This window comes from Dorea hominis (assembly GCF_014287705.1).
Taxonomy (GTDB): domain Bacteria; phylum Bacillota; class Clostridia; order Lachnospirales; family Lachnospiraceae; genus Dorea_D; species Dorea_D hominis.
This window is the reverse complement of the sequence record NZ_JACOOY010000006.1, coordinates 13,518-36,568: the sequence shown is the minus strand read 5'-3', so window position 1 is coordinate 36,568 and position 23,051 is coordinate 13,518. Positions and strand designations below refer to the sequence as shown.

Sequence of the window (23,051 nt, the reverse complement as noted above, 5' to 3'; positions counted from 1 at the left end):
ACCTTGCTTTACAATGGATTAATTAAAGGCTTAATTTCGGTATCTAAGACCTCTTTTAATTCATCCATACACATCTTATAGTATTTGAACTTCGGAACCGCTTTTTCTGCATTTGCCTTATAACATGTATAATCAATTGTAGCTTTTATAACACCTTCATTCGGTATCTCATCGTTTCTGTAATGCATGGCTGCATACATAACATCATCAGGTTCCGCATACCACTTCTCACAAAAGTCAGAAATCCTGTTTTCAATGTATTTCTGCTTTGTTGTTTCTACTATGTTCAAAATCGAATGTCCTTTATACCTGTCTGCGTCCACTTCAATCTCTGAAACCAGATTTGACATAATATCTGCCATCTTCGGATTACCATTTCGTAATTCTGCTATATATTGCTTAACTTCATCTATCTGCTTCTGTCTTTCCTCTGGTGAAATATCCTCTTCATCTTCTCCCGGTGATACAATATTCTGAATCAAATTGATAATGTACTCATAATCAATTTTCGTATTACTGTATGCCATCAGCTCATACTCTGAATCTAAGTCTGACGTTTCCTCTTCATCTTCTCCGCCATCATTTCCTTCTTCTTTTTCTCTTTTTATCTCTTCTATTACATTTTTATAATGCGCTACATAATCTTCGTACTCTTCTTCTGTAATATCATATTCTTCCAACAGCTTGTCACTGTAATTTGAAAACGATTTAAGCTGTGCAAATAACCGGTCAAATGTCTGAAATATTTGTGCAAATACTTTCTTTTCAGCCAATGACATTCCCGGTATAGCTGTCGGCGCTCCTGCTGCAATACGAAGCGCTTTCAGCGCTGTACGGAATGCCTTTTCCACCTCGTCCCATTCTGCCAGAATAGAATCATTTGTACCACCTGCGGAATACAATTTTACTGCGTTATCTACACTCTCTTTGAAAAGCTTCGGAGCCTGAAATGTAACAATCTGTCCATATGTTTTATTCTTATCGAAAATACGATTTGTTCGCGAAAATGCCTGTATCAGATCATGCGGTCCCATAGGTTGTCTGTCAATAAACATCGTAGACATACAAGGGGCATCAAATCCTGTCAGCAATCGATCAACTACAATTACCAGATCCAATTGTTCATGTCGTCTCTTAAATTTAGGATCTTTTCTCGCAAGCCTTTTATTCAGATTGCCATTGTAAGACTGGATCTGTGCCAGATCAAATTTTGTCCCAAACATATTGTTATAATCATCCAACGATTTCTGCATCTTCTGCTGATTTACCTGTGAACCTTCTTCATTTTCCGTCACAGAATATGTAATTGCAAATTTCGGAAAATCAGGGAGTACCTGCCGGATCTTTTCATCAATCCGCAATGGAGTATTTCCTTCTTTTACTTTCGTTAATAATTCATAATACTTCTGCGCCAGAGGAATCGAACTTGTTGTCAGCAATGCCTCATACGTCTTACCTTTTCCATTCTGGAATCCCAATTTATGATAGGACTTGTTCAAAATCACATCCAGAACTTTTAACATATGTGCTTCATTATCATACAATTTACTATCTGTTTCATCAGACATCGTCTTCGGTCCATTATGCTCTACCTGAAAGCCAAGAACCGCATTATCATGGATTGCATTTTGTATCGTATATCTGTGTAAACGTTCTCCGTATAATTCGTCTGTTGTGCGCGGCAGATCACCCATCTTCGGATAAGGATTTTCTGAAAATCTTGGTGTTCCAGTGAAGCCATACCATAATGATTTTCCAAAAAATCTCTCCAGTTCTCTCTTCGTTCCCGGTGTAACTGCTCTGTGACACTCATCTACTACAAATGCAATCCTCAGATTTTTAATCTTGTTATATTCCGGCGTTCCTTCCTGCAATCTCTTTGTAATTAATCGTTGCAGCTTTTGGATGGTTGTAACGATTACCTGCCGGTCTTCTGATTTTAATTTTTTCTTCAAATCATTTACATTGTCTGTCTCATTTACGTCGATTAGATCATTGTTGGCATATGCCTGAAATGCCATTGTTGTCTGTGTATCCAGATCCTTTCGGTCAATTAAGAAAATCGTTTTATCCAAAGACGGAATGTCCATCAGCAGGTTACGGGTTGCCTTATACGAAGTCAACGTCTTACCTGAACCTGTTGTATGCCAGACATAACCAGACTTCCCTGTCTTGGAAGCCTCTCGTATTGCTTCAATCGCATGAATCTGATACGGCCGCAATAATATTAATCGTTTCGCATCTTCATCTAATACCGTATATCTCGCAATCATCTCATGCGCTTCCGGGATGCGCAGTACACTCTTTGCGAACTCAATATAATCAGATACCGGATTATTATCCTGATCCAGCCATCCACTGATGAATTTTTCATTTAATTCCGTGTCGCTTGCTGCAGAAAAATACTTTGTATTTACGCCATTGCTGATTACAAACATCTGTACCGCAGAGAAAATTCCAGTAAACTTCCCTTCTCCGATATATTTCTTAATCTGCCAGAATCCATCCATATAAGAATGCTGCTTATTCTTTAATTCTATATGAATCATCGGAAGTCCATTAATCATCAGCGTTACATCAAATCTGCGATTACGTCCGTCTTCCTCTGTCTTCAATGCACTGTATTGATTAATCACCTCATACACACTGCTTCCCCCTGCAATATGCTCGTGATTCATCACTACGAGATGTAATCTCTTCGTATCTCTCTGCACATGTACCTGAACCTTACCGTTCTCTCCAACAAGCCATTCTCCCGCTTTATAGAAGGATGAAAACTGCAACTGGTTCTTCACCTGTTCAAACTCGGTATCTGTTAAAGGCTCTCCATCCAAACGCTCCTTATTATTCTGTTCCAGAATATACCGGAAATTCGCCCACAAATCCTCTTCCGTCTTCAAATCCGGTCGATATGTCCACTGCGAATCTCCATATACCAGTTGTTCAATTAACTTTTGTTCTATCATTGACTCTAATTCAGGCATAATTTTTGTCTCCTTTGTGATTTTATGTATCTAATATACATTATTTATTTTATACTTACACTGATTTCAAGTGTTTTTTGACCCTTTTTTACGTTTGTCCTGCTTACGAAGGTGAAGGGTGATGAGGTGGTCTAGTGCATCTAAAAACGAGGCAATTTTCTCCTGTTCTTCTAGTGATGGCATATATAATTGACATTCACATAACTTGTCATAATAGAAATATAATCGAACACTTCCCTCTTGAAGTCTTTCAATCCATCTTGGAAATTCATCAGACTTAAACCAATGCCAGAGGAACCTATCATTCACATAATTGTCTGTTTGAAAAACTTCATAAAGTGAACTAACTATCACATTTTTCACGCCTTTATAGTATCCGATGGATCCTACATTTATTCTTGCTGGATTATAGGCAAACGAATTTGGTTGAACAATATTATACGCTTTTCTGTCCGTATCTTTCATATATCCAAAATCATCATGTGCAGCACACTGACGAATAAATCCGTGCTCATTTGTAATAGCATACGGTTCTAAATCTAAATCTTCCTTGTTCCGTTTTCCAGCATCCCATGTGAAATCTGCAAACTTACGCTGTTCCCAAACGTTTTTTGTTCTTCATCTATTCGTCATACACTTGCGTTGGTGAAGAGTGATGAGGTGGTCTAAACTTTGAAAATATTCACCAATTTGCTGTTGTTCTAACATTGTCTTTGGCATCATCAATTCCATGTTCGCCATCTGTTTTCCAGATACCTCAACAAATGTTGATCCAGCGCCAACTGTTTCACCATATCTCTTAAGTTCTTCTGATCTTGTAAAAATAAAGTACGAATCTAATTTTTCTTTATTCGGAACGATGGACTGAAAGCCTTGATTTGTACAGCCTTCTTTCAGTAAAATAGCGGTTTTTCCAATACCTGCACGAGATGTAAAGAGAACTGTCCCTATGGGAAGAATCTTGGCAGAACTCTTATTTAAACCTTCCTCTGTTATTTTACGCTGACTAGATTCCAAATAAATCTGTTCACCAATTTCTGCCGGAGCATACCAATCAATATCACCATCCCAATATGAATCTATACCGGTACTCGGAGTTCCTCCACCTACTATCTCAGCCAGCTCACCCAGCTTACGCTGTTCCCACCCATCTATTTTAATTCGCAAAAACTTGCCTACTTACGCTTTATCGCAGTATGTAACACTATTATCACCTATATCACAATACATACGATTATTCTAAATTCAATCGCTCTCGCACCATCATCAGTGTATATCCAAGCAAATTTTCTCCTCTCCACTTGCTCTTGTCGTATCTATTTTCATCTTTCATAGACAATCCAATACCCCAGATTCGATCTTTCACTGCACATTCTGCTAATATCACATTCCCAGTATTTACAAGGTTATCTTTCAGCTCGTCATTCTGTGAAAACTTTGCAAGCAATCCTTCGTATACAATAACCTGTCTTACTCCATTCCAATAGTTTTCATCATAATCTTTTACTGCACGTCCTAACGCTTTGATCTCTGCTACATCTTTCGTGCCGAGTATCTGCTCTGCAATGCATTCATCTTGAAAACAAATTGCTTTCCGATACATCATAAACTGTTCCATGGACGAAAAATGAACACCATCAACTATAAAATTAGACGGATACCAATTACTTAAGTATCCGTTCTCTTCATCTGGATTGTGAAAGCAAATAATCTGCATTACACTTCACCTACTTTTTTTACTGCCAGATCCAGTTCCAGATCATGAAGCCCAGAATACGCCTTTTCCAAAAAGTCTACTGGAATCTTCTGAATAACTTCTGAACTCGGCATATTGTAATACCATTGATAATACGCATAAAACTCGCCAATCCAATCCGGCATAAAACCATCAAGACCTTTTCCAGCTTCCAATTTATACTGATCTGTTTTTTGAAAATAATTCCATAATTCCTTATAATCCATCGTATTTACATATGCCTGCGATTCATCAATACTTTTTCTTGTCTTACTTTTCATATAAAAGTTGATAAATTCTTCTGTATCTTTATCAGGAAAATTCTGCGCCACATAATCAAACAACTTTCCCTGATTTTCTACAACATCATTCAAATACTCTTCTGCATATGCCTTCATTGTCATCTCTCCTAAAATAATGTACTAAATACATTTGTTACTTTATTTGCATCAGAATCTACTAATTCTCGCATCTTTCGTCTTGCCGTTATATCACGTTCGTTATACTTTTGGCTATATTCCTTGTAATCAACCGGCAGTAACTTTTCTTCTACTTCCTGCAATTTAGAATATGCCCGCTCAGATTTAATACAATATTGAATGCCAAGACCGCCCAATGAAAGCAACTCCGGTAATATTTCAAGATCAATATTGTCTCTTACAAACTCTTTTGCGATATAAAAGTAAGAAGCGTTTGCTCTCCAACCTTTTATAACATCATAATCACTTGCATCCACACCATATTTTTCAATAAACTTTGCTGCCAACATACGATAACGCTTAGAATCTGCTGCATCTCTATGTTTCATCAATTCTGCAAGCCACGCCAACACATCTTTTTCTTGAAAATCTAATATTTTCAGACCTTCTGTACCCAATTCATATTGATGAACCCAGCCATTTTTCTCATTCGGTCTGCAAACAGCCCATTCCTTAGCAAGATCTATATTGTCCGTTAAGTAAAATCCAATTCCATAATCATGTCTTTTCTCACCAAGTCCATATGTCGGAACTACAATTTTATCAGGTGTTCCATGAAATAAAGTTATTTTTCCCATTTTCTCGCCCTTTTCCTTAAACAAACATGTTTTGTAACATAAATTTCTTAACTTCTTTTAGTTCATCACACTTGCGCTGGTGAAGAGTGATGAGATTGTCAAGGAAATGAAAATAATTTCCAATCTTTGTCTGTTCTTCGTATTTAGGGAATGCCACCGGAATGATAGAAAGCGTAGGAAACTGCACTCTTTGTTTTTCTATCAGTGAACCCGTCGCATATGTGCGATATAAACGTATTGCCTGTGGACTTTTTAGCCATGTATTAATGTAATATGTATCATAATTCTCTTTGGCAACCATGGTGGTGTAATAACCCGAAACTGCAACACTTTTCGCCATTCCATTATATCCAACTGCTCCCAATGTCATATTCATTGGATTATATACAATATCTCCCGGGCGAACTTCTTTAAAATTATCATCTTTCTTTACAAGAAATTCTCTGTTATATCTATCAGATTTCTTTGTTAATCCATCTTCAACAGTTAAACTCCAAAGTTCTATTTCATCTTCCTTGGGATTTACTAAATTCGATGTCTGTTCGAACACATCTCCCAACTTACGCTGTTCCCAATCTTCCGTAAATCCTTCAAATCTTATCTGTGGAACTTTTTCACCATCTTGTGGAAACATTTTTTGAAGCATATATTTTTTTAATGTTTTTGTCTGCTCACACTTACGTTGGTGAAGAGTGATGAGGGTGTCGAGGTTTCTAAAATAATCACCAATCTTTCCCTGTTCTTTCACTGATTTAGGATAAACAATATCGGTATCCTGCATAGCAGCTTTTGAAATTGATGTAACCTTAATTCCCTGCATCAAAGGTAGCAACTGATTATGATAAGCACTGGAGTTTAGATAATATCCCAAGTACCCAGAAGCAAATTTTTCTATCGGTCTGTATGGAATAGTATGTAATCCAGACAACACGACTTCATCATCCAATCCGGCTATTTCACTGCATTTTCCAACAGTTGAGTCCTCAGCAGTATCGGCAATAATTACATCTCCATTTTGCAAAAATGATGATTTATATTTTGATAACACGCTCTCATCTGAAATCATTGGAAGCTTCTCTTTGCTTACATCCAAGACTTCTCCAAACTTGATCAGTACATCACCATAGTGAACGTTCTTTGCAACTCCTGCCTCAGTCGATAACTCAGCTCTGGAAAGTGTATTATTCTGCAAGCCAATTAGTATATCTCCCAACTTACGCTGTTCCCAATCTTCTGTATACCCATTAAATCTAATCTTTGGTTTTGCCATATCCATCACCCCTCAATCTTTCCAATCAGGTCGTTCAGTGATGACATAATTGTCTCATCATTCGAAGTTAAATCCTTAAGAAGTGATAAAAACTCTCCCTGCACCTGTTCCAGTTCTTCATCTGTTTTCTTCATATCTGTTAAAAGTGCATTCAGGTCAACATCTTCTTCTTTTTCAAAAGTATCTACATAACGCGGAATATTCAGGTTAAAATCATTCTTTTCGATATCTTCAAAGCTTGCAAGAAATGCCTCTTTTTCTACCGTCTCTCTATTGGAATATAACTCCAACACTTCATCGATATGGTCATCTGTCATGGCATTCTGTTTCTTTCCTTTTTCAAACTTCTTAGATGCATCTATAAAGAGGACATCTCTGCCATCTCTGTGCTTTTTCAATACGATAATACAAGTCGGAATAGATGTATTGTAAAAGAGATTTGCAGGCAAGCCAATAACTGCATAGATATTACCTGAGCGAAGTAATTTTTCTCTTATTTTCCCTTCTGCTGCCCCTCTGAACAACACACCATGAGGCAGTACAATTGCCATTGTTCCATTACTCTTCAAATGATACAATCCATGAAGCAAGAATGCATAATCTGCTTTTGACTTTGGTGCTAACACGCCATAGTCGCTGAATCTTTCATCCTGTAAGAAACCTGCTGCCGCACTCCATTTTGCTGAATACGGAGGATTCATAAGTACCATATGGAAATCTGTCTCTTCTCCGGTAGGCCAGTCTCCATCCAGAGTATCACCATTCCGAAGGTTCTGATTCTCCGGTGTGATACCATGTAAGAACATATTCATTCTTGCGAGATTGTAAGTTGAAGTATTCAACTCCTGTCCGTAGTATTTGATATATTCCGGCTCTTTCGCATATTTCTTTGCATTTAACAATAATGAGCCTGATCCCATACACGGATCATATACGGAAAGTCCTTTTCTGTCTTCCTGACCGGCAATCGCAATTTTCGTCAAGATCTTTGATACTGCCTGCGGTGTATAGAACTCTCCGGCTTTCTTTCCTGTCTCTGACGCAAACTGTCCAATCAGATATTCATATGCATTTCCAAGAATCTCTGCATCGGAATTTAACAAGTCTGCTTTGTCAATTTCTTTAATCAGATTTGCGATAGTGTCACTTTGCTTCTGATCTCCGTTTCCTAAACGATTGGAATACAGATCAATATCTGTAAAAAGGTCCGCAAATATTAGATCACTCTGTTCGATATTGTTGAATCCTTTCTGCAACTGTTCTCTGTTGAATGCATTATTTTTCGCTGCATCTGCAAAGCTGGTATAAGTTAAGTCCGGCTCAATAATGTAATGACATTCGTCTTTCAGTTCCTCTTTTAACTCTTCCGCACTCTCATCCTCTAATGCTTCTATATATGCATCTAATGCGGCTTTCATCGTCTCTGGTCTTTCATCATAAAGCAGATCATATACTTTGATCAAAAATGCATCTGACAAATATTTGTAAAATACAATTCCTAACAGATAATTTTTATATTCGTTTGCATCCATCTTTGAGCGGAGAATATCCGCTCCGCTCCATAACACACTGATTAAATCTTTACTGTTTTCTACTTCCGCCATCTATCTTTCCTCCATCTTTGTTTATCTCTTATACATCCAGTTCTGGAAATCGCTCTTCCGTCTTGCATAATGCTCCGCTTTCTTCTCATACATCCGCTGGTCTGCGAGCTTCGCAATTTCACGGACAGACTCCCACTGCCGTTCATCACTCCAGACTGCTCCGCAGGAGACACTCATATGCGGCACTGTGTCACCGGACCAGTTATCCACAAGCGAATCAAAATTCTGCTTAATAATCCCAAACTGTTCCTCATCTGTAAACAGGATTGTGACAAATTCATCACCGCCGATACGGTAGACTTTTCCATAATCTTCAAAGCTCTGTTTCATGCAGCCTGCAACACCGCAGAGCAACTCATCTCCGGCGGCATGTCCCAGCCGGTCATTGACCGCTTTCAGACCATTTACATCCGCGGTCAGATAAAGGAACTTCTTATCTGTTGTCAGTTCCTTTATATCCTGCTCATAGGCACGCCGGTTATAGCATCTTGTCAGCTCGTCTGTAGTGGATGACCGGAGCAGCTGCTCTTCTTTTCGTTTTTCATATTCAATACTTCGCACCGCAAATATTACACTCACCGGCCGTTGTTCTTCATCCTGCTGAATCGCAATAAACGATGCGTGGAACCAGCCAAGTGTTGTTCCTATAAAATCTCCGGATATATATTTCTCTCCTTCCATTCGTTCAGGAAGAGTATGCAGATCTATAAATTCTCTTGCTGCCTCCCGATACTCTTCTACGGTTCTGTTTTCCAGAAGCGCACGCAGACGCACATCCGCATCTTCATAATACCTTCCTTCCATATTTTTTTCACCGATCTCAACTCCGCCATAACGCATGATCTTATTTTCCCTAAGTTTGATCACATACATACTGTGGTTGAGCCCCGCCATCGTTGCCAGCACTGCATACTGCTCTTCCTTTTCCCTGTTTATTCTCAATACTCTTGCGATCATAATCAGAAGTATAATCGTTGCAATAAGCAGATACAACATCACACTCAGCATTGCCACTGCATTACTTCCGTTAAGATGTGTCATATCGTATACCACTCCGACTGTATAGCCGTCGATATTCCGTGAAACACTTCTGCTCTTGCTGATTTTTAACTGTTTCAGTTTATTGCCAATCTTTCTGGAATCCGTTGCACCATAAATCTTTCCGCTTTTTCTGTCTGCTACATAGATGTCGATTCCTTCATACACCGGCATATTACTGACAACGGATTTTATTTCATTTCGTTTCAGTTTTTCCAGAAGACGCACCGGCTCTACACCTACCTGGATCATACGGGTTCCTGCATCATTCCATGTGATCGCATACATCATCTTCTTTCCTTCTGATGTATTCGGTGTCACATCCTGACACATCGTAAGCTTTTTATTTTTCAACATTGGTTTAAAATATGCGATCTGCTTGCCGGAGCTAAAATTATATCCGTAGTATTTCGGCACCGTTCCGCTATAAACCTTACCGCTCTTATCAAACAGATGCACTTCATCGACAGACATCAGCTTCGCGATCTTCTGTAGTTCCGGCACATCATGCTCTGTCTTCTCATTTGCATCCAGAATATATGCTACCGCCTTTGCCCGCACCATATAATCTTCCTTCAACGACTGGATCATCTCTTTTTCGTCATCTGTATTTCTCTCAATGATCCCTGCCACCTGATCCAGCAGAACTTCCGAAGTATTCCTTATATTCCGGTTATTTACATAATCGAGAAGCCGGTCTTCCAGAAATAGCGCCGATATCAGGATAAAAATAATCAGGCAGATCACTTTCATCCATTTTCTTTTTTCCACTTGCTTTTTTCCAAATCCCATACTCTAACTTTCCATCCGTTATCTTTATTGTCGGTCTTTTGTATATTTTGTGATCACAGGTTCTTACATTCTCCATTGTCATAGCAAAAAGTAATTAATCTTCACAAACTAAGTCACTTTTATTATAGCATAATTATTGTTATAGTCATAAAAAAGAGGTCAGATAATTTCTTGAATATCTTGCTAATATATAGAAACGAGGTCCTTTACTTTACGTAAAGAACCCCGCTTTGTTGAAAGATGTATAATGATTTATTCTAATTGTAATATGAAAAATTTTCTTAAATCGCTCTTGTATATTTCTTCAGCCATTCTCTTTCCTCTTCGTTAAGATGTGGCGCAATTTTTTCATATACCAGTGCATGATAATCATTCAGAAGACGTTTCTCTTCTTCAGACATCATGTCCGCTTTGATTCCGTCAAGATCCATTGGTACGTATGTGATTGTCTCAAAGCAGAGGAATTCTCCATATTCATTCTTCTTCCATTCTTTTACAAGAAGTTCATTTTCCAGACGGACTCCGTGGGAACCTTCAAAATAAATTCCCGGCTCATCTGTAATAACAATTCCCGGTTCAAACTGGTGAGTATCATTTTTGCGATATGCCCAGCGGAAATTTGTCGGTCCTTCATGGATATTTAGCAGGTAACCCATACCATGTCCGGTTCCATGATTAAAGTTCAATGCTCTATCCCAGAACGGCTTTCTTGCCAGAATATCCAGATTCATTCCATTGCAGCCTTTTAACATTTTTGCGCTTGCAAGCTGGAGATTACTGATTGCTACCAATGTAAAGTGCTCTTTCATAATATTCGGGATCTCACCTAATACATAGGTTCTTGTAATATCTGTAGATCCTTCGTAGAATCCAGCCCCTGTATCTGTCAAGAATACATTTCCTTCTTTCAGCTCTACGTCTGTCTCTTTTGATGATGTGTAATGGCAAAGTGCTGCATGTTCTCCATATGCACTGATTGGTTCAAAACTTGGACGGATGAAATTTCCCTGCTCTACACGCAATTCATCCAGCTTGTCAGATGCGCTCATCTCTGTAATCTTCATCTTACCTACATTTTCTTTTAACCATTTCATAAAACGAACATGTGCAATGCTGTCTTTGATCTGTGCTTTACGGATATTTTCAATCTCTACCGGATTCTTAATTGCTTTAAAAAGAATCTCCGGATTGCGTGTGTCTACTTTTTTCATTTCTTCCGGAATGTTCTTATAAATTGCATAATTAGTCTTTGACGCATCCAGAAGTGCTGTATTTTCTATAGAAAGATGTTTCATATCTTCATATATTGCATTATACGGATGAATTGTAACACCATCTTTTGCATAAATAACTTTCATTTCATCAGATAATTTTCTCTCATCAATATATAATAACATTTCATCCATTGTAATGACTGCATAAGACAATACCATTGGGAAGAAATCAATATCATTTCCACGCATGTTCAGAGTCCAGCAGATATCGTCCAGTGTTGTAAGAATATGTATATCTGCTCCTTCTTCTTTCATTACTTCACGGATTCTCTTTAATTTATCAGCTACGGATTCTCCTGCATATTTCTCCTCAAGAATAAATGCAGGCTCTTCAGAAAGTTTCGGACGATCCTCCCAGAACTTATCTACCAGATCATATTCGTAAACAATTCCTCCGTTTTTCTTTCGAGCAATTGTCTCATATCCAAGACCTTCTCCCATAGATACAACACGTCCATCAAATCCGATCACACCATTTTCCGGCAGGTGTTCTTCTAAATATTCTTCGATAGTCGGAACTCCCGGCTCACGCATTTTCATAAGCTCTACGGTTGTACCTTCCATCTGTTTTGCCGCCTGGATAAAATATCTTCCGTCTGTCCACATTCCTGCCCAGTCTTTTGAGATTACAGCTGTTCCTGCAGATCCGGAAAATCCAGTCATATATTTACGTGCCTTGAAATATTCTCCTACATACTCACTCTGATGAAAATCTGCAGTTGGAATTACATAAAAGTCAATTCCTTTTTCTTCCATTAATTTTCTGAGACAACTAAGTCTTTCTTTTACTCCCATGAAACATACCTCTTTTCTGTTATATTACATGAGCTATATAATTCTGCACGAAATATATAGCTCATAAAATTCATTATTAATCTACTAACGCGGATAATCGTTTGTCTAACGCGATCATAATTGCTGCTGCCACAAAAGATACAACGGCAATTCCGATACATGCTGTCTTGAATGGAATATTTCCACCAAATAAGATTCCGTATACCGGACCGTAGCTCTTAGCTGCGATAAATGTTGCAAATCCCCACATAGACATCATCAGCGCCAGGTAACGGCTTGGGGAATATTTACTGATGAATGAATGTCCCAGTGGTGAGAAGAACATCTCTCCAAGTGTCAGAAGGAATGCGAATACGATCAGCCATAATACGCTTGCTTTGTGTCCGCCTCTTGCAATATCAATTACTGCATAGAAGATGTATCCAAGTCCGATGATCGCAATTCCAAGTCCTGTCTTTCTGAACAGACTCATGTCTCCCTGCGGTCTTGCAGCCAGCTTTCTCCAGAGTGCTGCTGTCACAGGTCCTAAGATTACACAGAACATTGAGTTTGCTGCATCAAACCATGTAGATGGAACTTCATAGCCTGCAACTACCCAGTTCATGTTATCTGCCCAGTAATAATATACCGGAAGGTATCCAAGATACCAGAAGATCCAGAAAATAATGGAGAACAGAGATGCAATAAGGATCGCACCGATACGTTTTTTCTCAATCGTAGTAAGTGGCTCTTTTTTCGTCTCTTTTTTCTCTTCTACTGTTTTTTCTGCATCAATTGCAAGCTCTTCCTGTGTCTTTGTCTTCTTGAACGGACGTTTTCCAACATCTCCGAGGAAACGCCAGCATACGAAGAAATACCAGCATGCTCCAAGGAACATGATCAGTGCTGCAATTTTAAAGCAAGGAGCAAATCCTAATACTCCGTCTTTTGCAAATACATCTTTGTAAAGAATACCTACAAGGAAAGTACCTATGAATGCACCGACATTTACAAGTGTGTAACGCATAGCGAACGCCGGGTCCATCTGCTCTTTTTCAGTGATAACTCGTCCGATGATCGGTCCGTTTTTAAATAACGCAAGACCTAAACTTACAAGGAAGATCATGGCGTAAACACCAGTTGCTGTTGTTGCCACAGAACCCATATAATATCCGACTCCGGCAATCATCATACCGACCGGTGTCGTATATTTTGCACCGATATAACGGTCAACGACGATTCCTCCGAATAACGGAAGCAGATAAGAAAATGCGGTCAGGTTCGACTGCATATTTGCTGCAACAGTGTCGGACAGTCCAAGTCCTCCTGTTGCTACGGTTGCTGTTGCGAAAATCAGGATCAGTGAACGTCCCAGATAGTAAGACAGACGCTCAAAGATCTCGGTTGCGGCACATGTCCAGAATGCCGTAGGAAATCCCTTTTTCTTTGTCTCCATTTCTTTTAAACCTCTCTTTTCTCTTGTTACGCGCCGGTATTCCCCTTCCCGGCAGCTACTATAACTGATTTTATCGCTTTAATCCGATAATTTCCAACATTGAAAACATATACCAAAAGAAGAAAAACTTATAGGTTAAAATATTTACTTTTTCACACGCAACGTCCGCAGATACACTTTCTGTTCTGGCGTTATCCGGTAGCTCTCGATCGCTTTCTGGATTGTCTTATTGTGCGTCCACGTATCCATCCGCTTCTCTTCCAGATAAGGAATAATTGCTTCATACTGCTTCGCCAGCGCAGTTGCAAAATACCAGGCACGCATCATGTTGACATAGTATTCCTCCGACCGGATAGCTGCAACTTTTTCCGGATATTCCAGCTTAAATTCATCTTCCAGATAATAGCGCATCAGCATATTTATCCCAAAACGGATCGTATAAGTATGCTCCGATTCCATCCAACGGTAAACCTCTTTAATGAATAGATCCAGATGTTTCTTTACGATTTTCACGGCCAGAAGATCACAGGTCGCCCAGTTATCCACATAAGGAAGAAAACGATCCAGATCTTTTACACATTTTTCGTAATTTTTCCCCTGTTCCAGTAGAAGTCCATGTAAATTATTCTCTTCATAATACTGATGTGGCAATACTTCTACGAACTGTTTTGCTTCTTCTGTCTTTCCATACTTTTTTGCAAATGCACGAAGTGCCGGAGTCCTTACTCCGATCACACGCTCCGGATCTACCGTAGGCATCAGTTTCATATGGAAATCCCGATACCCGGTGTCCTGCATGGCAAAGAGTTCTTTTTGTACATTATCAATTACTGCCTTTTTATTCATTTTATTTCCACCTCTTATTCATTGCATTTATTATTTTCCACAACATAATCATAACATTACTTAAAGCCAACTCTATATTATACATTGTAAAAAATTCCCTTTCTTTGAATTACCAGAATTATTCTAGCGCCTCAAACTAGCGTTAAGTCAAGCGTTTTTTTGTAAAAGAAAAATCCTTTCACTTACCCGCAGGTAAATAAAAGGATTTTCCACATTTTATTTTGTAAGTCCCGATTTTGCTTTGCTCCATGCAGAATAAAGTTTCACAGATTTTCCGTTCACTTTCACAGTCTTATAAGTGCGGATTCTTACGTAATATTTCTTCTTTGCTTTTAACTTGGAAATCGCTTTGCTCACTGTTTTATTCTTCGTGATCGTCGCGGTCTTTGCACCCTTGAACTTAGACGATGTTCCGTACTGCAACTGATATCCGGTCGTCTGTGTCGCCTGTTTTTTCCACTTCACAGTCAGCTTTTTCTTACCTGTTGTCAGTTTGGAAATGCTTGTTGTCTTCGGAACGATCTTAAATGCCTTCTTCACTGTTCCGCTGTAATTATTCTTCAGTGTGATCGTAACGGTATAACTTCCGACATTCTTGCGTCCCTTCGCATAAGCTATGGAATAATCTGTTTTTGCAAGTGCTTTGCCTTTGCTGTTCTTTACTGTTACGGATGGTGTTTTCACTTTGCCGTTGTAGGTATAAGATGTTGCAGCGATCTTGATACCAGATGCTTTTGGAAGGACTTCAGAAGAAAATACATTTCCACAAACCGAACACTGCTTTTCAACTTTTCCGTCTTTGGAAGTCGTTGCCTTAATTACTTTTTCCTTCGGTGCATCTGTGGTGCAGTTATCTTCTTCTACCGCCGTACATCTTTCCGTAGTACAGTGACGTTTATGTTTACCCTCACCGATAAACTCCCAGTCACTCCATGCATGTTCATCACTCTTCGGTATTACGAGCTGTTCCTGTGTGACATTCTCTTTTCCTTCTTTATCAAGGAAGAGCTTTTTGCAGCGATTACATTTCCAGTAGGTCTTTTCGCCATCTTTCTGGCAAGTTGCCGGAGTTCCTTCGTGTTTTGTCATATCGTGTCCAAGTGCCGGTTTGGTCTGTTCCTTCAGCGTTTCGTTACAGCCTGCGTCTGTACATTTATAAGAGGTAACTCCATTCTCTGTACAGGTTGCAGCTTTCACAGACTGCTGAAAATGGTGTGGCTTTTTTGCTACGGTAACCTGGAAGCTGCTGCTTATCTTTCCTACAGAAATCTTTACATTGTAGCTGCCAGACTTATTTGGATTATAATCTGTTTCTACTTCATAAGGCATATTATCTGTACTAAACAATTTTCCTGCTTCTGTAATTACTTCCAAGCCGTTTAGTTCGAGTTTTTCTCCATGATAATACGACTTCTTTACAGAATCCGTACGCAGCGTCATTGTTACAGGAGCCAGACGTACCGGATTACCTTTAACACTTGTATCATTCGTCAGATACTGTGGATTTGGTACAATTCCTACTTTATCACAGGTAAAATCATCTGTTTTATAAACAGACATACCGGAACCTCTATCCACATGTCCAACAATAACCGTATTTAACCCACTTGCATTACTACCATTATACTGAATGCAGCCGGATGATTTCAAATTGTAAGCATTTCCTACAAAAGTTCCATAATACCCATAAAATTTCATAACAGAATCATATTTATCTGAATCTGTTACCTGAAATCCCCAGCAAGTATTTATAGTTGAATCACTTGCTGAGCCGACAAGCCCCCCTGCAGTACTATATGCATTTGTACATATAGCCCTCAGGCCACTCTTTTCTCTTCCTGAATAGGTAATACAGCTTTTATTTTTTACGTTTCCGGCAAGACAGCCAATACGATCATTTGCTCCGGCTATTCCGCTTGACACTTGCGAATCACGTACAATACAACCTTCCAATATACCGCCATCCAGTTCTCCTGCAACACCACCCACATAAATATGACCGCTGTCTTTTGATGCCGTTACATTACCTTCTATAACTTCACATCTGAAAATTCTTCCATTGTTTTTTACAGTACCAGCCAATGTTCCGGTACTACTATTTGAATAATTGGAGTTTTGAACAACCGTACAATTCTTTATTATCAGATCCATCACCAGACCACCGGATATTGTGTCAAACACTCCTGTTGAATTCGTTCTGGCCTCTTTGAGATTTATATTTGAAATGCTGTGTCCGTTTCCATAAAAGATGCCTTTAAAATCTGCGCTTACATACTCGAATTTTTTGTTTGAAAAGTCCAGATCTGCCAATAATGCCACATGTGACTCACTCATATTAAAACTATAATCTTTGGCAAATGCATTAAAGTCCTCTGTTGTTTTGATTGCAAACGGATACTCTTCTGTTCCATAACCACCTGATGGACCGCCTTCTTTTACTGTAAATGTATACGTGTGCAGTTTGATCTTCTGATCTGAAACAGTACAGTACATATCCACTTTAAGCTCTTTACCTTTTTCCAGATTCTTATCAAATGTAATCGTATTGCCTTCTACTTTAACAAAATCCTTATATTGTGCATCCTCTAATTCATAACTGTATTTACATACATTTCCAAATATCTTGCTGTACTTGCTTCCAAAATATGCATCCAGGATCTGTTCTGACTCCGGCAGAGAAGCGGAAGAGCCCGGTTCCACATCCATCTGGCTGTCCTTCAACGTACGGTTCGTTGTACCACCATCTCCCTGATATAACACTTTCTGATTTTCCACCGAACAGAAATGTTTATTCAGATCATAGAACATCTGGGCTGTCGTTGTTACATTCGTTTCCAGTACCGTCTTTAAATTATTCTTGATCTCGGACTTTGACAACAGGATATCCTGCCCTACCTGATAGCTGCCCAGATTATTTTGTCTGATATAAGTATTCTGATATAAGATCAGTGCCATATAATAATAATTTGCCAGGCAATAGCTGTAATACGTCTGCGCTACAAACTGTTTGATCGCATCCGCAATCTGGCTGTCGCTGTAGCCTGCCAGCTTATAATATGCACATAAGATATCAATGACTGATCCCGGATTCGTCTTCTCATATTTTCCCTGGATATATTTTCCCATGTTATTCATCAACGAATAATAATCACCGGTATATTCGATACCTTTCAGTTCATACACTCTGTCATACGCATTTTTTATAATTTCATCTTTCTTTTCTCCCTGTGATGGGTCTTCCGTATAAGCTGATTTCAGCGTAGTTTCACAGCGTGCGGTTGCTTCCAGAAACTTATTATAAAAATTAAAATAGTTATTCAGATAGTCCTCATAACTTCGTTTCTGATCTGTCTGTTCAATCTTTTTACCAAGAGCTTCAATCTGACCTTTGATTTCCTCCGTATTCTTCTGCATATCGCTTTCCAGCTTATTCAGGGAAATGCTCTGCTTATCAAGAGAGCTCTGGATACTGGCAAGTTCGGATTGTACCTCGCTTAAATCCACTTGATTTACAATAACCGTACTTCCCGGCGATTCATTATTGTTAAGTCCTAATATCTCTTTTCCGATATTTTTAAAAGTACCGAAAAATGCTTCTCCTGCATCCCAGTTTTCTTTTTTTGCTGTCTCATATGCATTCATTCCGCCGCGGACAACGCAGCCCATTCTCTCAACAATTCCTAAGATGTCAAATGCTTCCACCTGCTGCATCTGCGTCACCGGCGCTACGCCCGCCAGCATACACACGATCAGCAACGTGCTTATAATCCTCTTCCACGCTCGTTTTCTCATAAACTACCTCCTTTTCGTACCAAATCTGATACTTATATAAAGGCAGAAAAAGGAAAATCCTTTCACTTATACGTTCAATCATCATTGAAAATTTCTTAACTTATAACACTGCAATACAAAGATTTGTAACGCAGAGATGCTGTGGATATATAATTTACAAGTTTTATATTATACGTTAAAATATAAACATGATTTTTAAGAAACGAGGGAAATAGAATGGCAACTACAGAAGAACATTGCACAGGCTGTGAGAACGCCTGTCCGATCAATGCATTAAGCTGTGCAAAGGGACGCGCTCTTCACGGAATTGCTGAGACAGCAACGAAAGAAACTCTTGTCCGGAAGCTGATCCGCTGCGGTGCACGCGCCGGACAGATTGCAGATGATCTCGACAGTTGGGGACTGGAAGAAGATATGGTAATCAATGGTTTGAACAGTGAACAACAGACACAATTATCCGATGCTCTGGATAAATTAGACGAATTATGGAAGAAGAATTTCGGGTAAATCAGAGAATAAAGAACTTTTCGTTTCCATAGCAAGCGAAAAAATGAAGAAATAAGAGAAAAGGCAAGGCACGATTCTTAAGAGTCATGCCTCGCCTTTTTATTTTTTATTTTTTTACCGGAAAGTACATACTTTCCTTAATTTCATTCAATCTCTATGCTCAAACTCTAAGCTGTCGCTTTCTTATCGTCCGTTTTTTCAAGCAATTTCTTCACTCCCTGAATAGCTACAAGCACACCAAGAATCAGCAGTAATACCGCAAAGATAAGCTGTAAAGTATTTCCAACATCCAGTCCGGTTGTCATGAATGCTTTGCTTAATTTAACGATTGTCATGCTAAGTGCTGTAAATGTAACTGCCATCATGAATACCATTGGTCCCCAGAGCATGAATCCCTGACGTTTTGTTTTCTTTAAGAATACAGCGCAGGCTACCAGTGCAAGTACAGATAATAACTGGTTTGCTGAACCAAACAGTGGCCAGATCTCTGCATATCCGACTTTTGTAAGTAGATAAGCAAGTACTAAAGTAATGATGGTTGCAAAATATTTATTTGTTACTACTTTTAAGAACGGACTCATGTTGTCCTGATCTACATCGTCATCAAGGAAGAATTCCTGGAAAGAAAGACGTCCTACTCTGGCTACAGAGTCAAGTGATGTCAGTGCAAATGCAGATACTGCAAGGTTGATAAGTGTAAATACAAGGCTATGTGGTAAACCAACCACTGACAGGAAGTTTGCGATTGCTCCCGCAAAAATCTGTGGCTGTGTTGTCAATCCCTGTGCTGCTGCTTCACCTTTTGCAAAAGAAGCAACTGCGATCAGTGCTATAACTGCAAGCATACTCTCCATTAACATTGCTCCGAAAGATACAGGAAGCATGTTTTTCTCATTCTTGATCTGTTTAGAAGCAGTACCGGAAGATACCAGTGAATGGAATCCGGAAACTGCACCACATGCGATTGTTACGAATAAGATTGGGAACATATACTGTCCGTCAACATTAAAGCTTGTAAATGCTTTCAGGTTGCAGGATGGATTTGATACAAATACACCAATAACTGCTCCAACGATCATGAAGATCAACAGATAACTGTTCAGATAATCTCGCGGCTGAAGCAATGCCCATACCGGCGCCACACTGGCAACCAGGATATATGCAAAAATGATGACATGCCATACTCCAAGGCTTAAGTATACCGGGAAATGAAGTCCAAGTGCTACTGCTAATACTAATAATACAATTGCTACTGCTGTGTTTACCCATTTGTTGAATTTTGTATATTTCAGGAACATTCCAAGTCCGACAGCTTCAATGATAAATAACATAGAAGTTGTTGCTACAGCTCCGTTTGCAACTACTTTTGTAATCTTTCCGGCTTCATCTGCATTGAATCCGTTAAATGTTCCGGCTACAACATCTGCAAATGCTGCTACGACCAGAATACAGAACAGCCAGCAGAATAACAGGAATAATTTCTTTCCTAATTTTCCAATATACTCTTCAATAATGTAACCGATTGTACGTCCTTTGTTCTTAACAGATGCATACATAGATGCAAAATCCTGAACAGCGCCGAAGAATACACCACCGACCAGGATCCAAAGCAGAACCGGAAGCCATCCGAAAATAGCTGCCTGGATTGGTCCGTTGATCGGACCTGCACCTGCGATTGATGCAAACTGATGTCCAAATACTACGTTTGTGTCAGCAGGTACATAATCAACTCCGTCTTCCATCTCATATGCCGGAGTTTTGGCATTCGGATCAATGCCCCATTTGTTTTGAAGATAACGGCCATACAGAAGATATGCTCCTCCGAGTACAACAATGGCAATTACCATCATCAATATTCCACTCATAAAGTAATTCCTCTTTTCTTTTTATTATTTATTAGTAATCTATATAAAAAAACGCCTTTGCTGTCCTTCCGGACAACAAAGGCGGAACTTTCCGTGGTACCACTTTGTATTATTGTAATTATTGCTAATTACAATCACTTGTTACTGTCTACCCAAAATATTTTATGCAGATTCTTTATTATAATCTGTCTGTTCAACTTCTGAATAAAATTTTCTTTAAACAGTTTCTTCTGTAACGTGAAGATTACGTCCCTGCCTACTTTTTATGCTCTTCCTGATTCCGTCTGTTCAGCGGGATGCTCCTGGGTGATATCTCAAAAGTCTTTCTGTCGTTTCACACCAACCAACGACTCTCTGAATTCCGGATGTTTTGTGACGTATCCCTTTCATCGCATTTCTTATATATATGTTTTTATCAATTTATTTTTTATACATAATGTTTTACACTTTTTTGTTTTGAATTTCAAGATTATATTTCAACAACTTTATTGATTTTTCCGAGTATTTTTTATGCATATTTATAAAATTTTCGTTAATAATATACTTTTCTGTTCCATTTACAACATGCATTTGCATTATTGTAAGAATGACCATTGAACATCAGCCTGATATTATGCTTCTTTATTCCACAGGCAATGCTTATATTCATAATGAACTTTTTAATAACATCTGCGAACTAAAAAACACTTCCTGGCAAGCACATCGTGTTTTCAGTTTTTGCCTCTGGCATTATATACTGTGAAAAGGTATAATAAATTGTAACTTATAATATACATATTCTACTGCTCCGACCTGGAGTTTACAGAATATGAAAAAGTATAATAACAGGTGATATTATGCAAATAACTTACATTAACCACAGTGGATTTTTGGTTGAAACTGCGGACTGCTACTACATTTTTGACTACTATAAAGGGGAGCTTCCAAAACTTGATAAGAGTAAAGAGGTTATCGTCTTTTGCAGTCATTTTCATCCGGATCATTTCAATCCAAAGATTTTTAAGATTCTGAATGATATGGAAATGACTTATCAGGCAGTTTTAGCGAAAGATATCAGCAAAAAGAAGTACCCGGCAGGAGTGAAGATCACAACTGCTCATCATGATCAGGAATATATTCTTGACAACGGTACGCGCATCCATACACTGCTTTCTAACGACAGTGGTGTCGCATTTATCGTCAAAACAGACGATGGCACGATCTACCATGCCGGTGACCTGAATGACTGGTATTGGGAGGGCGAGTCTGATGAAGACAACCGCCAGATGACCTCTATGTATCGTGCTGAGATTAACAAGATCAAGGGCGATCATTTTGATGTTGCTTTCGTCCCTCTTGATCCAAGGCAGGAAAGCCACTATGCAGACGGAATGATTTATTTTCTGGATAATATAGACTGCAAAAATGTTTTTCCAATGCATTATTGGAATAAGCCGGATATAATCACCAGATTCATTACCGAATATCCACAATACCCATCACGAATCAGAAATACAGAATTAGCAAAAGGAGAAGAACTATGAGCTTTAAGATGATTCACGAAAACTACAATGTGTCCGACCTGGACAAATCCATCAAATTTTACAATGATGCACTTGACTTACATGAAGTAAGAAGAAAAACTACAGACGATTTTATCATTGCATATTTAAGCAATGATTCCAGTGATTTCGAACTGGAACTGACCTGGCTTAAGGAACACCCGCAGGCATATGATCTTGGCGAATGTGAATTTCATCTGGCATTTAAAGCAGATGATTATAAAGCAGCTCACAAGAAGCATGAAGAAATGGGCTGCATTTGCTTTGAAAACCCGGAAATGGGCATCTATTTCATTGAAGATCCGGACGGGTACTGGCTTGAAATCCTGCCTTAAACAAAACGAAGGGGGGTCGACATAATTAACAAGTTATTTCACGGCATAACTCTAAAGGAAAAATGCACTGCCTTTTCAGGCAGTGCATCTTAAACGTTGCAACTGGCTGTCATTTTACAGACCCTATAGCTTTGCGTCTCAGCCTTTCGACTGATTTGCCGACGAATCTTTTATTTGTATT

17 protein-coding genes and 1 riboswitch are annotated in these 23,051 nt (G+C 38.9%); of the genes, 3 read left to right on the top strand and 14 right to left on the bottom strand.

The window, feature by feature from the left end; all coding sequences use genetic code 11:
- Positions 1–8 precede the first annotated feature (8 nt).
- The 13 genes from H8S07_RS06015 to H8S07_RS05955 form a co-directional block, all read right to left on the bottom strand.
- The gene (locus H8S07_RS06015) at positions 9–2,984 is read right to left on the bottom strand and encodes a type I restriction endonuclease subunit R (protein WP_186855655.1); all 2,976 of its coding nucleotides are present in this window, start codon (positions 2,982–2,984) and stop codon (positions 9–11) included.
- 66 nt (positions 2,985–3,050) lie between these two features.
- On the bottom strand, positions 3,051–3,449 hold the full coding sequence (locus H8S07_RS06010) for a restriction endonuclease subunit S (protein WP_243175974.1): 399 nt from the start codon (positions 3,447–3,449) through the stop codon (positions 3,051–3,053).
- 153 nt (positions 3,450–3,602) lie between these two features.
- Entirely contained in the window at positions 3,603–4,151 is a 549-nt protein-coding gene (locus tag H8S07_RS06005) for a restriction endonuclease subunit S (RefSeq protein ID WP_186855654.1), read from the bottom strand.
- Between the two features lie 67 nt (positions 4,152–4,218).
- Positions 4,219–4,701, bottom strand: a complete 483-nt coding sequence (locus tag H8S07_RS06000; protein WP_118520623.1) for an NADAR family protein — start codon at positions 4,699–4,701, stop codon at positions 4,219–4,221.
- Positions 4,701–5,117 (bottom strand): hypothetical protein, encoded by a 417-nt coding sequence (locus H8S07_RS05995; RefSeq protein WP_186855653.1) that lies wholly within the window; start codon positions 5,115–5,117, stop codon positions 4,701–4,703. Before H8S07_RS05995 ends, H8S07_RS06000 begins: the two co-directional genes overlap by 1 nt.
- A gap of 11 nt (positions 5,118–5,128) precedes the next feature.
- Entirely contained in the window at positions 5,129–5,776 is a 648-nt protein-coding gene (locus H8S07_RS05990) for a DUF3990 domain-containing protein (protein WP_118288260.1), read from the bottom strand.
- Positions 5,777–5,792: 16 nt separating this feature from the next.
- Positions 5,793–7,046 (bottom strand): restriction endonuclease subunit S, encoded by a 1,254-nt coding sequence (locus H8S07_RS05985; protein WP_243175973.1) that lies wholly within the window; start codon positions 7,044–7,046, stop codon positions 5,793–5,795.
- Positions 7,047–7,051: 5 nt separating this feature from the next.
- On the bottom strand, positions 7,052–8,650 hold the full coding sequence (locus H8S07_RS05980; RefSeq protein WP_118520627.1) for a type I restriction-modification system subunit M: 1,599 nt from the start codon (positions 8,648–8,650) through the stop codon (positions 7,052–7,054).
- A gap of 21 nt (positions 8,651–8,671) precedes the next feature.
- Positions 8,672–10,480, bottom strand: a complete 1,809-nt coding sequence (locus H8S07_RS05975) for a GGDEF domain-containing protein (protein WP_186855652.1) — start codon at positions 10,478–10,480, stop codon at positions 8,672–8,674.
- Between the two features lie 281 nt (positions 10,481–10,761).
- Positions 10,762–12,549 (bottom strand): aminopeptidase P family N-terminal domain-containing protein, encoded by a 1,788-nt coding sequence (locus H8S07_RS05970; protein ID WP_186855651.1) that lies wholly within the window; start codon positions 12,547–12,549, stop codon positions 10,762–10,764.
- A 76-nt stretch (positions 12,550–12,625) separates the two neighbouring features.
- Positions 12,626–13,984: a peptide MFS transporter gene (locus H8S07_RS05965; RefSeq protein ID WP_021859633.1), complete on the bottom strand. Its 1,359-nt coding sequence runs from the start codon at positions 13,982–13,984 to the stop codon at positions 12,626–12,628.
- Between the two features lie 144 nt (positions 13,985–14,128).
- Positions 14,129–14,830: a DNA alkylation repair protein gene (locus H8S07_RS05960; RefSeq protein WP_118288254.1), complete on the bottom strand. Its 702-nt coding sequence runs from the start codon at positions 14,828–14,830 to the stop codon at positions 14,129–14,131.
- A gap of 216 nt (positions 14,831–15,046) precedes the next feature.
- The gene (locus H8S07_RS05955; RefSeq protein ID WP_186855650.1) at positions 15,047–18,622 is read right to left on the bottom strand and encodes a fibronectin type III domain-containing protein; all 3,576 of its coding nucleotides are present in this window, start codon (positions 18,620–18,622) and stop codon (positions 15,047–15,049) included.
- 216 nt (positions 18,623–18,838) lie between these two features.
- On the opposite strand from H8S07_RS05955, the gene H8S07_RS05950 reads away from it, so the two are divergent.
- Complete coding sequence (locus H8S07_RS05950; protein WP_021859509.1) at positions 18,839–19,129, top strand: hypothetical protein; 291 nt, start codon at positions 18,839–18,841, stop codon at positions 19,127–19,129.
- 167 nt (positions 19,130–19,296) lie between these two features.
- Here the strand turns inward: H8S07_RS05950 and H8S07_RS05945 are convergent, their stop codons facing one another.
- Positions 19,297–20,994: a carbon starvation CstA family protein gene (locus tag H8S07_RS05945; protein WP_117537978.1), complete on the bottom strand. Its 1,698-nt coding sequence runs from the start codon at positions 20,992–20,994 to the stop codon at positions 19,297–19,299.
- Positions 20,995–21,830: 836 nt separating this feature from the next.
- On the opposite strand from H8S07_RS05945, the gene H8S07_RS05940 reads away from it, so the two are divergent.
- Together H8S07_RS05940 and H8S07_RS05935 are read left to right on the top strand one after the other, a co-directional pair.
- The gene (locus tag H8S07_RS05940; protein ID WP_186855649.1) at positions 21,831–22,517 is read left to right on the top strand and encodes an MBL fold metallo-hydrolase; all 687 of its coding nucleotides are present in this window, start codon (positions 21,831–21,833) and stop codon (positions 22,515–22,517) included.
- A complete protein-coding gene (locus H8S07_RS05935; RefSeq protein WP_021859506.1) occupies positions 22,514–22,870 on the top strand; it encodes a VOC family protein in 357 nt (118 codons plus the stop codon). The genes H8S07_RS05940 and H8S07_RS05935 overlap by 4 nt, the downstream gene beginning before the upstream one ends.
- Positions 22,871–22,964: 94 nt before the next feature.
- Positions 22,965–23,040, bottom strand: a riboswitch (cyclic di-GMP riboswitch).
- Positions 23,041–23,051 lie beyond the last annotated feature (11 nt).